The organism is Microbispora sp. NBRC 16548 (genome assembly GCF_030268985.1).
In the GTDB taxonomy this organism is placed as follows: domain Bacteria; phylum Actinomycetota; class Actinomycetes; order Streptosporangiales; family Streptosporangiaceae; genus Microbispora; species Microbispora catharanthi.
Window position 1 is genome coordinate 59711 of the sequence record NZ_BSSF01000002.1, and the last position, 13391, is coordinate 73101.

Genomic DNA, 13391 nt, shown 5'->3' on the forward strand with positions numbered 1-13391 from the left:
ACGTCGTGAGGCAGGCCGAGGTCGTGCTGCGCCAGATGACCCACGAGGATCTGCCCGTCGTGATGGACATCGAGCGGACCACGTTCCCCATGGACGCCTGGAGCGAGGCCATGCTGCGCGGCGAGCTGGCCGACCAGCCGCGCACCCGGCACTACGTCGTCGCCGAGGTGGGCGACCGCGTCGTGGGGTACGCCGGCCTGGCGGCGGCGGGTGACCAGGCAGACGTCCAGACGATCGCGGTCCTCGCCGATCACCGGCGCGCCGGCGTCGGGACCGCGCTGATGGACGCGCTGCTCGCCGAGGCCGTACGGCGCGGCGCGGTCTCGGTGTTCCTGGAGGTGCGCGCCGACAACCCGCCCGCGCAGGCGATGTACGAGCGGTTCGGCTTCCGGCGGCTGGGCCTGCGACGGCGCTACTACGACGACGGCACCGACGCCATCACCATGGTGAAGGACCTCGGGCCACGACACGGAGACATGGGGGGCGGGGCATGAGCAGGCGTGACGAGCCGATCGTGCTGGGGATCGAGACGTCCTGCGACGAGACGGGCGTGGGCATCGTCCGCGGCCACACGCTGCTGGCCAACACCGTCGCCTCCAGCATGGACGAGCACGCCCGCTTCGGCGGCGTGGTGCCGGAGGTGGCCTCGCGGGCCCACCTTGAGGCGATGACGCCCACGGTCGAAGGCGCGCTGGCCGCCGCCGGGCTGCGCTTCTCCGACATCGACGCGGTCGCCGTCACCGCGGGTCCCGGTCTCGCGGGTGCGCTGCTCGTCGGAGTGGCCGCCGCCAAGGCGTACGCGCTGGGGCTCGGCGTCCCGCTCTACGGGGTCAACCACCTCGCCGCGCACGTCGCCGTGGACCAGCTGGAGCACGGCCCGCTGCCCAAGCCCTCGATCGCGCTGCTGGTGTCGGGAGGGCACTCCTCGCTGCTCCTGGTGCCCGACGTGGCGCGGGACGTGATCTCGCTCGGGTCCACGGTGGACGACGCGGCCGGGGAGGCGTTCGACAAGGTGGCCCGGGTGCTCGGGCTGCCGTTCCCCGGCGGGCCGCACATCGACCGGGCCGCCCGCGAGGGCTCGGGCACGGCGGTGGCGTTCCCACGCGGCAAGTACGACGACGGCACCCTCGACTTCTCCTTCTCGGGCCTGAAGACGGCCGTGGCGCGGTGGGTCGAGGCCCGCGAGGCGGCGGGCGAGGCGGTGCCCGTGGCCGACGTCGCCGCGTCGTTCCAGGAGGCGGTCGTGGACGTGCTCACCCGCAAGGCCCTGCAGGCGTGCGCCCGCTACGACGTGAAGGACCTGTTGATCGGGGGCGGCGTGGCCGCCAACTCCCGGCTGCGGGCCATGGCCCAGGAGCGCTGCGACGCGGCCGGGGTGCGCCTGCGGGTGCCGCGGCCCGGACTGTGCACCGACAACGGCGCGATGGTGGCGGCGCTCGGCGCGGACCTGGTGGCGGCGGGCGTGCACCCCTCCACCCTGGAGATCCCGGCCGACTCGTCGCTTCCGATCACCGTCGTCAACGTCTGATCGCGAACCGGGCGGCGGGGGCGGTTCTCAGTCGGCGTGGCCGCGGGCGGGGCGCAGGAGGACCTCGGCGAGCGCCAGCATGGTCTCCTCCAGCGCGGCGAGCCGCCGGGCCACGTCGCCCCGGGCCGGTTCCATGGCGCGGGTGACCGCGTCCGAGACGGTCTCGGCGATCTGCTCACGGTCCGGCCTGCTGCGCACCGCGTCCGCGAGGGGCACGACGGCCCCCGCCGCCAAGGTGAGGTCGGCGTTCATGCCCGCGATGGTGGTGCTCATCTCGTCCACGCCGGCGGCGACGTCGCCGACGCCGGCGCCCAGCGCGGTCACCCTGGCGTCCATGCCCTCGACCCCGCTCTCCACCGCCTCAATCCGGCCCCCGACCGAGTCCAGCCGTTCGACGACGACGGCCTCCAGCCGCTCGGTGCGCTCGGTGAGCGCGGTGAGGGCCTTGTCGATCCGGGTGAATCGCCCGGCGGCGGCCTCCATGCTCCCCTGGAACTTGCCGAGCCGGTGCGCGACGTCCGCCATCCGGTCGGCGAGGCCCTGGGTGCGGCCGCCGACGTCGTCCACGTGGTCGCGCAGCAGCTCCATGTGCTGGGCCAGCCCCTCCGCCCAGGCGGGCGGCCTGACCGTCATGTCGTCGAGCCGCTGGGTGATCACCTCGAGTGTCACGCCGAGGCCGCCCAGCTCGCGCTCGCGCACCTCGCGCAGGAGCCACTCCATGCCCTCCAGCCGCTGGCGGATCTCGTCGAGCACGGCGCCCTGCGTCCGCTGCTCGTAGACGTGGTCCTGGGCCGCCCGGGCGAGCAGTTCGCGCATCCGGTCGGAGATGGCGGTCTGGCTGCCCGCCTGGAGGAGGTTGTGGCTGGAATGCTCCACCGAGAATGCTCCTTCACTCGCCGAAACATCGGTTCGGCCCGGTCTCGCGCAGATGAACGAACAGGCGGACGCCCGACGGCCAACTTTAGGCCCTGACCCGCGGCCATCAGGCGTGGAATGAGAAAGGCGGTAATTGCCGGTGAATTGTTCCGGTTTTATCCGTTCGTGCTGGTCACAGGCTGGCAGAGCAGGGCGAACGGCCGTTCCTCGATGCGGGTGAGCACGATCACGACGGAATTGTCGCCGGAAAGCCGCAGATCCTTGCGCAGCCGTTCGACGTCGACGGCGGACCCGCGCTTCTTGATGGTGACCACGCCGACGCGCCGTTCGCGCAGCACCGCTCTCAGCCGTTTGAGCGAGAACGGCATGACGTCGGTCACCTCGTAGCAGGGCGCCCATTCCGTGCGTACGAGACGGTCGCTCGTGATGTAGGCGATCCGCGGATCGACGAGGCGGCCCGACACGAGGGCGGCGACCTCGGCGACCAGATGGGCCCGCACCGCGGCGCCGTCGGGCTCATAGAGGTAGCGGCTCACCGGCCCGGTCTCCGCCTCCGCCCCGGACGCCGTGAGCGTGGCCCCGGACGGCAGCAGGGTGGCGCGCCGGCCGCCCGGCCCCATCCCGGTCCAGATCGCCGCCTCCTTCACCTCGCCCCGGTACGACACCCACTCGGCCTCGGCGCCCTCCGGGATGAACTCGTACGGGATGCCGGGAGCCACCTTCAGGCAGGCCGCCGGGGCGCGGGCCACCAGGTCGAGCACGACCGGCCACGTGGGGGAGTACGCCATCGGGTCGAAGGTCCGGCCCCTCGCTCCCCTTCTGGCGGGGTCGGCGAACAGCAGGCCGTATCCGCCGGGGTCGGCCAGCGCGGCGTCGCCCGTGCGGACGTCGGCCAGGCAGGACAGGCCGAGCGCCGCCGCGTTGGCACGGGCGATCTCCACGGTCAGCGGGTCGAGGTCCACGGCGTCCACCGGGCAGCCCGCCCTCGCCAGCGCGAGCAGGTCCCCGCCGATCCCGCAGCAGACGTCCAGCACGGCAGGGCCGAGCTCTCCGGCGGCTCGGATTCTGGCAGCGCGGTGTGCGGCGACCTCGGGGCGCGTGGCCTGCTCCAGCCCGTGGGGGGTGAAGTACATGACGGCGGCGTCGGGGCCGAACTTGGCCTCGGCCCGCCGTCGCAGCGACGCCTGCGTGAGCGCCGCCGCCGCCAGGTCCGCCGGGTGGCTCCGGCGCAGCGCGCTCGCGGCGGCCACGGGATCGGCGCCGTCGGCGAGTATCTTCACGGCCTCGTCCAGGGCCCCGCGCCCGGTGGGCGTGAGCAGCGTGCGGAAGGCGTCCAGGTCCACGCCCGCGACGCTACCGCCTGCCCGGCGGTCAGCAGGAGCCGACGTCGCCGAGCGAGGTGAGCAGCTTGCAGAGCAGGCCGGACAGCCGCTCCCGGTCCTCGTCGGTGAGGCCGGCCAGCAGCCGCTCCTCGTTGGCCACGTGACCCGCCAGCAGGGCGTCGACCACGGCCCGGCCTTCGCCGGTGAGGGTGATCAGGACCATGCGGCGGTTGGACGGCGAGACCTCCCGGTGCACCAGGCCCTTGACGACGAGGCGGTCCACCCGGTTGGTGAGCGCCGCGGAGCTGACCATCGCGGCCGTGGCGAGATCGCTCATGCAGAGCCGGTGATCGGGGTTGGACCGGAAGAGGGTCGCGAGCACGTCGAACTCCCACGGTTCGAGGTCGTGCCCGCTGAAGTACTCCTTGATGCCCTTCTCCAGCAGGCGGGACGCGCGGGAGATCCGCCCGGCCACTCCCATCGCCGAGCAGTCCACGTCCGGGCGCACCCGGGCCCACTGGCCGAGGATCTGGTCGACGGCGTCGTTGCCGGCGGTGTCGTCGTCGGCGGTGTCGTTCGTGAGGGTGTCGTTCATCGCGCGCGCGGTCCGGGTCCTCCTCGCCGCTCCTCCTCCACCCGTCATCGTATCCGACACTTCGACGTTGAAATGTAAGCCGGAGGTGCGATACCTTCTTCGTCGAACAGTAAAACATCGAAGTGTTTGAGGTGAAAGAGATGAAGGTCCTGGTGCTCGGGGCGACGGGGTACATCGGTTCGGCGCTGGCGGAGCGCCTCGCCGAACGCGGCCACGAGGTGGTCGCGCTCGTCCGGCCGAAGGCCCGCGACGCCGCCGTGCCGGGTGAGGTGCGCCACGGCGACGTCCACGAGCCCGAGACGCTCCGCGAGGCGGTCACGCCGGACATCGACGTCGTCGTGCACGCCGCCAACCCCGTCGGTGACGAGGCGGTGGACGTCGCGGCGATCGAGGCGCTCGCCGGCGGCGGCGCGCGGCTCGTCTACATCAGCGGCGTCTGGGTGCTCGGCACCACCACCGAGGCGGCGGGCGAGGACACGCCGGTGAACCCCATCCCCGCCTCCCGCTACCGTCCGCGGCTGGAAGGGCTCGTGCTGGACGCGGGCGGCGTCGTCGTCAGGCCCGGCATCGTGTACGGCCGGGGCGCCGGCATCCCCACGCTGCTCGCCTCCCCCGGGGGAGAGGGCGGCCGGTACGTCCACGCGGGCGGCCCGGTGCCGACCTGGGCGACCGTGCACGTCGACGACCTGGCGGACCTGCTCGTGGCCTCGATCGAGAAGGCCGAGCCGGGGAGCCTTTTCCACGCGATCGCCGAGGAGGCGGTGAGCGTCGCCGACGTGGCGGCGGCCGCGGGCCGTACGGGGAAGGCCGTGCCGTGGCCGATCGGCGAGGCGAGCGAGGTGCTCGGCCGCCCGTTCGCCGAGGGCCTGGCCCTGAGCCAGGTGGTGAGCGGCGACCTCGCCAGGAAGGTCCTCGGCTGGCAGCCGAGCCGCCCCGGCATCGTCGACGACGTCCGCTCCGGTTCGTACGCCTCCCGCGCCTGACCGTCGGGCATGCGCAGGATCACGCGAACGGGCGCCGACGCCGGCGCGGCGGACGGCTGAACGGGCGATCTCGGGCGCGTTGCCGCCGGATGCGTCTGACCTGCGATGCCGGTTCGTGTTGACTGTCACGCGCCACTTGCATACTGTTTCGTGTTGGCACTCTCCCAGTGAGAGTGCCAACAGCGACGAGACAGGTCTGACACCCGCGACGGCAGGCCGCTGGTCGCCTCTTCAGCTCATTCATCGCAATCTGAAGGGGAGGTCCGATCGTGACGACCGCCACCAAGGTTCCCGTTAAGCCGCTCGGCGACCGCATCGTGGTCCAGCCGCTTGAGGCCGAGCAGACCACCGCCTCCGGCCTGGTCATCCCGGACACCGCCAAGGAGAAGCCGCAGGAGGGCCGTGTCCTCGCTGTGGGCCCGGGCAACTGGGACGAGGACGGCGAGAAGCGCATTCCGCTCGACGTCAAGGAGGGCGACGTCGTCCTCTACAGCAAGTACGGCGGCACCGAGGTCAAGTACGGCGGCGAGGAGTACCTGGTGCTCTCGGCCCGCGACGTGCTCGCCATCATCGAGAAGTAGTAGGCCGCGCCGGCTTGCGGAGCCCCGGGACCACGTGCCCGGGGCTCCGCGCGCTCACAAGGAGACCTGAATGCCGAAGATCCTGGAGTTCGAAGAGGACGCGCGGCGCGCTCTCGAGCGTGGTGTCAACGCTCTCGCCGACGCCGTCAAGGTGACGCTCGGCCCCCGTGGCCGCAACGTCGTCATCGACAAGAAGTTCGGTGCCCCGACGATCACGAACGACGGTGTGACCATCGCTCGCGAGGTCGAGCTGGACAAGCCGTACGAGAACCTGGGCGCCCAGCTCGCCAAGGAAGTGGCGACCAAGACCAACGACATCGCGGGTGACGGCACCACCACCGCGACCGTCCTGGCCCAGGCCATGGTCCGCGAGGGCCTGCGCAACGTGGCCGCCGGCGCGCAGCCGCTCGGGCTCAAGCGCGGCATCGACAAGGCCGCGCAGGCCGTCAGCGAGCGGCTGCTCGGCAGCGCCCGCCACGTCGAGGACAAGAAGGAGATCGCCAACGTCGCGACGATCTCCGCGCAGGACGCGAAGATCGGCGGCCTGATCGCCGAGGCGTTCGACAAGGTGGGCAAGGACGGTGTCATCACCGTCGAGGAGTCCAACGCGATGGGCCTGGAGCTGGAGTTCACCGAGGGCCTCCAGTTCGACAAGGGCTACCTGTCGCACTACATGGTGACCGACTCCGAGCGCATGGAGGCGGTCCTCGAGGACCCCTACATCCTCATCACCCAGGGCAAGATCTCCTCCATCGCGGACTTCCTGCCGCTGCTGGAGAAGATCGCCCAGAGCAAGCGCCAGCTGCTGGTCATCGCCGAGGACGTCGAGGGTGAGGCCCTGGCCGTCCTGGTGACCAACAAGATCCGCGGCACCTTCACCTCCGTCGCCGTCAAGGCGCCCGGCTTCGGCGACCGCCGCAAGGCCATGCTGCAGGACATCGCCATCCTCACCGGCGGCCAGGTCGTCAGCGAGGAGGTCGGCCTCAAGCTGGAGCACGTCGGCCTCGAGGTGCTCGGCACGGCCCGCCGCGTCGTGGTCAACAAGGACACCACCACGGTCGTGGACGGCGCCGGCGACGCCCAGGCGATCGAGGACCGCGTCCGCGAGATCAAGGTGGCGATCGAGCAGTCCGACTCCGACTGGGACCGTGAGAAGCTCCAGGAGCGTCTCGCGAAGCTGGCCGGCGGTGTGTGCGTGCTGCGTGTCGGCGCCGCCACCGAGGTGGAGCTGAAGGAGAAGAAGCACCGCCTCGAGGACGCGATCTCCGCGACCCGCGCCGCGATCGAGGAGGGCATCGTCTCCGGCGGTGGCTCCGCGCTCGTGCACGTGGCCAAGGAGCTCGACGACCTGGGCCTGACCGGCGACGAGGCCACCGGTGTCTCGATCGTCCGCAAGGCGCTGATCGAGCCCGCCCGCTGGATCGCCGTGAACGCGGGCATGGAGGGCTACGTCGTCACCACCAAGATCGCCGCGATGAACGCCGGTGAGGGCCTCAACGCCGCCACCGGCGAGTACGGCGACCTGGTGGGCCAGGGCGTCATCGACCCCGTCAAGGTGACCCGCTCGGCCGTGCAGAACGCCGCGTCCATCGCCGGCATGCTGCTCACCACCGAGGCCCTCGTCGTGGACAAGCCCGAGGAGGAGGCTCCGGCCGCCAACGGCGGCCACGGCCACGGCCACGGTCACGGCCACTGATTCCCGCGCCTTCCGCGCATCGCGCCCCGCGCCCGCCCGCAAGGGCGGACCGCGGGGCGCACCGCTTTTTCGCCCCTTGCACGTTCTGCGCATGGGACGGGCCGTCGGGGGCGAAGCCGGCTCCCGGGCAATGCGAACGACCGGCATGCTTCTTATTCCCTGTCAAGGCCGTCAGGCGTATATCCCTCGTTTTGGGCATTCCGGTTGGAATGTTCCAACGATCGAGTGATCAGTTGATTACGGACCGTTATCGACGCGTCAATGTGACCAATCCGTAGCCGTTAACCATGACGACATGAACGATCGCGGCGGGCATCATGCCTAACGTGACCGAGGGATGCGTCGCCGACGCCGCAACTGGGGTAAGGCTTGCGACGAGATCGGATGAGCCCGACCTCAGGGAACTGACCAGCCTTGCCGTAAAGGGAGATCGCACCGCGATCGAATCACTGCTGGGACACCTGCGCCCGATGGTGGTCCGCTACTGCAGGGCTCGACTGGGCAGGGTGTCCGGTCAGTACCACATCGCCGACGACGTGGCCCAGGAGGTGTGCATCGCGGTGCTGTCGGCACTGCCGCGCTACCGCGACATGGGCCGCCCGTTCGCCTCGTTCGTCTTCGGCATCGCCTCCCACAAGGTGGCCGACGCCCTCCGCAGTTCGGTCCGCTCGGCCGTGCCCACGCAGGACCTGCCGGACGGGCCCGACGAGGGCCCCGGGCCGGAGGAGACGGTGGTGCGGTACATCGAGGCGCAGCACGCCCGCGACCTGCTCGCCCGGCTCCCGGACACCCAGCGCGAGCTCCTCATTCTGCGGGTGGTCTCGGGCCTGTCCGCCGAGGAGACGGGTAATGTACTCGGCATGTCACCAGGTGCCGTCCGGGTCGCGCAGCATCGTGCGCTCGCCAGGCTCCGGCAGCTGGCCGAGCTGGAGTCGATTGCGTGACCACGAAACGTCGTCGTACGGCTCGCCACCTCGGGTCGTACGGCGATGCCGACGTGGAGGGCGAAGTAACGCGGACGGACGCCGTCCTCGACGCGCTCGCCCGCCGCGAGCCGGTCGGCGGCACGGACGCCGCCATCCGGCTGCTCGGCGCGCTCGTCGCCGACGTGGACGGTCAGTGGCTCTCCTCCGTGTCGATCACGCCGTCCACGTAGCCCCGGGCGTACTCCCAGCTGACGTAGTCGGCCGGATCGGGCTGGTAGGCCGGCTCGTGGACCTGAGGCCGGCCGTTGTCGATCATCTGGCGCAGGTTGCCGCGCAGCAGGTCCCAGTCGAAGTAGTGCTGTTCGCCGCACTCCGGGCAGTCGAGGACCAGCCCGAGCACGCCCTGGGGTTCGAGCAGGGAACGGAAGACCTCCACGTCGGCGAGATCGGTCAGCGCCTCGTCGCGTTCCGCGAGCGTCAGCGGCTCCACGTCGTCGGGCGCTCCAAGCTCCGACGCGGGGTCGTTGGGGTCATCCGCGAACGGGTCGCGGGGGACGTCTTCCAGCACGCATCCCACCTTATGACCACGGCCCCCTCCACGAGCGAAAGTGCGCCTCATCTGCTCGTCGGGCCGTGCCCCGCGACGCGGGCGTCACAGCCAGCCGCGGCGGGCCGCCTCCACCCCGGCGTGGAAGCGGGACTGGGCCCCCAGCTCCGACATCGCCTCGGCGAACCTGGCCCGCACGGTGCGTACGGAGACCCCGAGGTGGCGGGCGATGGCGTCGTCGGACAGGCCGTGCGCGGCCAGCCGCAGCACCTGCAGCGCGTTGTTGTGCGGGGAGATCGGCGCGGCCCGGGCCCACAGCGCCTCGAACAGCGCCCGCAGCGCCCCCACCGCCACCGGGGCGTGGACCAGGTAGCAGTTGTAGGAGTGCTCGGGCAGCGGGACGCCCCACTCGGCGGGCAGCCCGGCGGTGCCGTCGCCGAGCGCGAAGAACCAGCTCGGCACCGCGTCGAGGGCGCGTAGTCCCGCGCCCGCCGCCGAGAACCGCGCGCACACCTCCCGCATGGCGGGTGCGGACACGGCGTCGAGCGCGACGACCATCCGCGGGCGCAGGATGCCGTCCGCGGCGGCCTGGATCCACTGGCCGCCGTACCCGTCCGCCAGCCTGGCCATGGTGCGGCGATCCGGCACGGCCATGACCAGCTCGGCGGGGGGCGCCTGCAGCGCGAGGCCGATCACGCTCTCGCAGAGCTCGTCCGCGCCGCTCACGGGCTCGACCGAGAACCGCCCGCTGCGCCAGTCGAGGCCCGCGTCGTAGTGGTGGGTCAGGCGTCCCGCCGCCGCGAGCACCTCGTCGATCTGGCGCGTCTCCCGGGCCATGCGGTCCAGCCTCTCGGCCACCAGCCGTCCGATCGCCGCGGCCGGGTGGCGGGCGAGGAACTCCTCCCGCCGCCGGTTCACCGCGCCGAGCCGTACGAGCCCGTTCAGGGCGTTGAGCACGTCCGCGGCGGGCCGGTCGACCGCCTCGGCGAGTTCGGTCAGCGTGGCGCGGTGCAGCCGCAGCATGGCCGTGTAGAGGGCCGCCTGGTCGGGGGAGAGGCCGAGGCTTTCGAACGGGTCGGCCGGGGAGGCGGCGTTGCGCGTCGTACTCATGCTCGCTCCGTCGGTGGTCACACTGGTCGCACGGCGCCGATGGCACCGCACCGGTCGCGCCGCGCTGATCGCATTGGGCGCACTCGATCCACTGGCTCGCCGGTCCCTGGGAGAAAACGTTTCCCGGCGTCCGGTGCGCCGACTTCCGCCCCATCCCCGCCTCGCTTCGGGTCGCGAGAATAGCTCGGATTTTCCGCGCTGTCCGTCCCGTTCACACATTTGGCAGGGTTGAGCGTGGCGGCTTTTGTATGGATGTGAGGGTTCGGCATTTGTTTCGGGCGTAGTTTCGAGAGACAGGAAATGCATCTTTGTGCAGTTGCACGTTACGCCATTGCGCGTGGACGCTGCGTGACGCATTCTTGACCCAGCGTTAGCCGGGAACGCCCCGTCTGCCGGGCGCGGAGGGGGGCTCGACGGGCGTGGCGGGCGCGACGCGGGGAAGTGGGGGGACCGGAAGCCGGTCCCCCCACTTTTTGTGCCCTCCCCCTTGACAGGTCGGCCGGATGCGGTTTGGGGCGCCCACTAGACTGACCTCGGGTCTGGCGAGGGACCCACGCGCGAGGACCCACAGCGCAGGAGGGGTGCAGCAGATGGCCAAGTTCACCGAACCGGGACTCACGTTCGACGACGTGCTACTCGTTCCCGCATATTCGGACCTGCAGCCGGGGGAGGCCGACACGACGACCCGGCTGTCCCGCACCATCACGCTGCGCATCCCGCTGGTGTCGGCCGCGATGGACACGGTCACCGAGGCGCGCATGGCGGTCGCGATGGCCCGGCAGGGCGGCATCGGCATCCTGCACCGCAACCTCTCGATCGAGGAGCAGGCGCAGCAGGTCGACCTGGTCAAGCGGTCGGAGGCGGGGATGGTGACCAACCCCGTCACCTGCTCTCCCGAGGACACCCTCGCCGACGTCGAGCGGCTGTGCGCGACCTACCGGATCTCCGGGGTCCCGGTCACCGACGCGGACGGCGTGCTCGTGGGCATCGTCACCAACCGCGACATGCGGTTCGAGAGCGACCAGAGCAGGGCCGTGCGCGACGTCATGACCCCGATGCCGCTGGTGACGGCGCCGGTGGGCGTCGACCGCGACGAGGCGTTCCGGCTGCTGCGGCAGAACAAGGTCGAGAAGCTCCCGCTCGTGGACGAGGCCGGTCGCCTGCAGGGCCTCATCACGGTCAAGGACTTCACCAAGAGCGAGCAGTACCCGCTCGCGACCAAGGACGCCGACGGACGCCTGATGGTCGGCGCGGCGGTCGGCGTCGCGGGCGACGCCGAGGAGCGCGCCATGACGCTGATCGAGGCGGGCGCGGACGTCATCATCGTCGACGTCGCGCACGGGCACTCGCGCGGCCTGTGCGACATGATCGCCAAGATCAAGGCCAACGGCCGGGTGGACGTCATCGGCGGCAACGTCGCCACCCGCGCGGGCGCGCAGGCGCTGGTCGACGCGGGCGCCGACGCGGTCAAGGTGGGCGTCGGACCCGGCTCGATCTGCACCACCCGGGTCGTCGCGGGCGTGGGCGCCCCGCAGCTCACCGCCATCTACGAGGCCGCGCTGGCGTGTGGCCCGGCCGGTATCCCGGTCATCGGCGACGGCGGCCTGCAGTACTCGGGCGACATCGCCAAGGCGCTGGCCGCCGGGGCCGACACGGTCATGCTCGGCTCGCTGCTGGCCGGCTGCGAGGAGTCGCCCGGCGAGCTGATCTTCATCAACGGCAAGCAGTTCAAGTCGTACCGGGGCATGGGATCGCTGGGCGCGGTGCGCAACCGCGAGCGCGGCGGCGCGTCGTTCAGCAAGGACAGGTACGCGCAGGCCGGGGTGTCCGGGGAGGACAAGTACATCCCCGAGGGCATCGAGGGCCAGGTGCCCTACCGCGGCCCGGTCGCGGCGGTGGCCCACCAGCTGGTCGGCGGCCTGCGGCAGGGCATGTGGTACACCGGCTCCCGGACGATCGAGGAGCTGCACGAGAAGGCGCAGCTCATGCCGATCACCGCGGCCGGGCTCAAGGAGAGCCACCCGCATGACATCCAGATGACGGTCGAGGCTCCGAACTACCACGGGCGCTAGGTCGTACCGGAAGAGACGGAAAGAACAGGCGATATGACACAGGTGGAGATCGGGCGCGGCAAGAGCGGGCGGCGTGCCTACGCGCTGGACGAGATCGGCATCGTGCCCTCCCGGCGCACCCGCGACCCGGAGGAGGTGTCGATCTCCTGGCAGATCGACGCCTACCGGTTCGACTCTCCGCTCGTGGCGAGCCCGATGGACAGCGTCGTGTCACCGCAGACGGCCATCGAGATCGGGCGCCTCGGCGGCCTCGGCGTGCTCGACCTCGAAGGGCTGTGGACCCGCTACGAGGACCCGGCGCCGCTCCTGGAGGAGGTCGCCACCCTCGACCGGGCCGCCGCGACCGCGCGGCTGCAGGAGATCTACACCGCGCCGATCAAGGACGAGCTGATCGGCCGGCGCATCGAGGAGATCCGCGCGGCCGGTGTCACGACCGCCGTACGGCTGTCGCCGCAGCGCACCGTGCAGCACCACAAGGCCGTGATCGACGCGGGCGTGGACATCTTCGTGATCCGCGGCACCACGGTCTCCGCCGAGCACGTCTCCGGCCGGGCCGAGCCGCTCAACCTCAAGCAGTTCATCTACGAGCTCGACGTCCCGGTGATCGTGGGCGGTTGTGCGACGTACACGGCGGCGCTGCACCTCATGCGGACCGGCGCGGCCGGCGTGCTGGTCGGTTTCGGCGGCGGCGCCTCGCACACCACCCGCAACGTGCTGGGCGTGGTCGTGCCGATGGCCACCGCGATCTCCGACGTGGCCGCGGCCCGCCGCGACTACATGGACGAGTCGGGCGGCCGCTACGTCCACGTCATCGCCGACGGCGGCATGGGCGGCTCCGGCGACATCGCCAAGGCGATCGCCTGCGGCGCCGACGCCGTCATGGTGGGCTCGCCGCTGGCGCGGGCCACCGAGGCCCCCGGCCGCGGATTCCACTGGGGATCGGAGGCCCACCACCCCGAGCTGCCGCGCGGCAAGCGGGTCGAGTTCGGCACGATCGGCACGCTGCGGGAGATCCTGCACGGCCCGTCGTCGCTGGCCGACGGCTCGATGAACCTGCTCGGCGCGCTGCGCCGCACGATGGCCACCGCGGGCTACTCCGACCTCAAGGAGTTCCAGCGCGTCGAGGTGGTCGTCGCCCCGCCGCAGCGCTGAGCC

General features: G+C 71.6%; 14 protein-coding genes. 9 read left to right on the forward strand and 5 right to left on the reverse strand.

The window, feature by feature from the left end; translation table 11 throughout:
- Window positions 1-5: 5 nt before the first annotated feature.
- Together rimI and tsaD are read left to right on the forward strand one after the other, a co-directional pair.
- Window positions 6-494 carry a ribosomal protein S18-alanine N-acetyltransferase gene (gene rimI / locus QSK36_RS04770; protein WP_352239692.1) on the forward strand — a complete coding sequence of 163 codons (489 nt, stop codon included), beginning with the start codon at window positions 6-8 and terminating at the stop codon, window positions 492-494.
- A complete protein-coding gene (gene tsaD, locus QSK36_RS04775; RefSeq protein ID WP_285781471.1) occupies window positions 491-1528 on the forward strand; it encodes a tRNA (adenosine(37)-N6)-threonylcarbamoyltransferase complex transferase subunit TsaD in 1038 nt (345 codons plus the stop codon). The genes rimI and tsaD overlap by 4 nt, the downstream gene beginning before the upstream one ends.
- A gap of 27 nt (window positions 1529-1555) precedes the next feature.
- Here tsaD and QSK36_RS04780 read toward each other — a convergent pair whose 3' ends face one another.
- From QSK36_RS04780 to QSK36_RS04790, 3 genes are all read right to left on the reverse strand, one after another.
- A complete protein-coding gene (locus QSK36_RS04780) occupies window positions 1556-2404 on the reverse strand; it encodes a hypothetical protein (protein WP_285781472.1) in 849 nt (282 codons plus the stop codon).
- 155 nt (window positions 2405-2559) lie between these two features.
- Window positions 2560-3747 (reverse strand): class I SAM-dependent methyltransferase, encoded by a 1188-nt coding sequence (locus QSK36_RS04785; protein ID WP_285781473.1) that lies wholly within the window; start codon window positions 3745-3747, stop codon window positions 2560-2562.
- 28 nt (window positions 3748-3775) lie between these two features.
- Window positions 3776-4321, reverse strand: a complete 546-nt coding sequence (locus QSK36_RS04790; RefSeq protein ID WP_183534308.1) for a MarR family winged helix-turn-helix transcriptional regulator — start codon at window positions 4319-4321, stop codon at window positions 3776-3778.
- Between the two features lie 140 nt (window positions 4322-4461).
- Here QSK36_RS04790 and QSK36_RS04795 point away from each other — a divergent pair, with 140 nt between their 5' ends.
- The 5 genes from QSK36_RS04795 to QSK36_RS04815 all read left to right on the forward strand — a co-directional run bounded on the left by QSK36_RS04795 (window position 4462) and on the right by QSK36_RS04815 (window position 8737).
- On the forward strand, window positions 4462-5304 hold the full coding sequence (locus QSK36_RS04795; protein ID WP_285781474.1) for an NAD-dependent epimerase/dehydratase family protein: 843 nt from the start codon (window positions 4462-4464) through the stop codon (window positions 5302-5304).
- A 269-nt stretch (window positions 5305-5573) separates the two neighbouring features.
- Window positions 5574-5885 carry a co-chaperone GroES gene (gene groES, locus QSK36_RS04800; protein ID WP_030508383.1) on the forward strand — a complete coding sequence of 104 codons (312 nt, stop codon included), beginning with the start codon at window positions 5574-5576 and terminating at the stop codon, window positions 5883-5885.
- Window positions 5886-5955: 70 nt separating this feature from the next.
- Window positions 5956-7581, forward strand: a complete 1626-nt coding sequence (gene groL, locus QSK36_RS04805) for a chaperonin GroEL (protein WP_183534312.1) — start codon at window positions 5956-5958, stop codon at window positions 7579-7581.
- A gap of 317 nt (window positions 7582-7898) precedes the next feature.
- Window positions 7899-8525 (forward strand): sigma-70 family RNA polymerase sigma factor, encoded by a 627-nt coding sequence (locus tag QSK36_RS04810; protein ID WP_139573620.1) that lies wholly within the window; start codon window positions 7899-7901, stop codon window positions 8523-8525.
- Entirely contained in the window at window positions 8522-8737 is a 216-nt protein-coding gene (locus QSK36_RS04815) for an anti-sigma-D factor RsdA (RefSeq protein WP_183534314.1), read from the forward strand. The genes QSK36_RS04810 and QSK36_RS04815 overlap by 4 nt, the downstream gene beginning before the upstream one ends.
- Here QSK36_RS04815 and QSK36_RS04820 read toward each other — a convergent pair.
- Both QSK36_RS04820 and QSK36_RS04825 read right to left on the reverse strand, forming a co-directional pair.
- Window positions 8698-9075: a DUF5319 domain-containing protein gene (locus tag QSK36_RS04820; RefSeq protein WP_139573618.1), complete on the reverse strand. Its 378-nt coding sequence runs from the start codon at window positions 9073-9075 to the stop codon at window positions 8698-8700. The genes QSK36_RS04815 and QSK36_RS04820 overlap by 40 nt on opposite strands.
- 84 nt (window positions 9076-9159) lie before the next feature.
- Entirely contained in the window at window positions 9160-10164 is a 1005-nt protein-coding gene (locus tag QSK36_RS04825; protein ID WP_285781475.1) for a helix-turn-helix transcriptional regulator, read from the reverse strand.
- Between the two features lie 590 nt (window positions 10165-10754).
- Between QSK36_RS04825 and guaB the strand changes: the two genes are divergently transcribed.
- The gene (guaB, locus tag QSK36_RS04830) at window positions 10755-12236 is read left to right on the forward strand and encodes an IMP dehydrogenase (RefSeq protein ID WP_139573616.1); all 1482 of its coding nucleotides are present in this window, start codon (window positions 10755-10757) and stop codon (window positions 12234-12236) included.
- A gap of 33 nt (window positions 12237-12269) precedes the next feature.
- The gene (locus tag QSK36_RS04835) at window positions 12270-13388 is read left to right on the forward strand and encodes a GuaB3 family IMP dehydrogenase-related protein (protein WP_183534319.1); all 1119 of its coding nucleotides are present in this window, start codon (window positions 12270-12272) and stop codon (window positions 13386-13388) included.
- The last annotated feature ends 3 nt before the right edge of the window (window positions 13389-13391 follow it).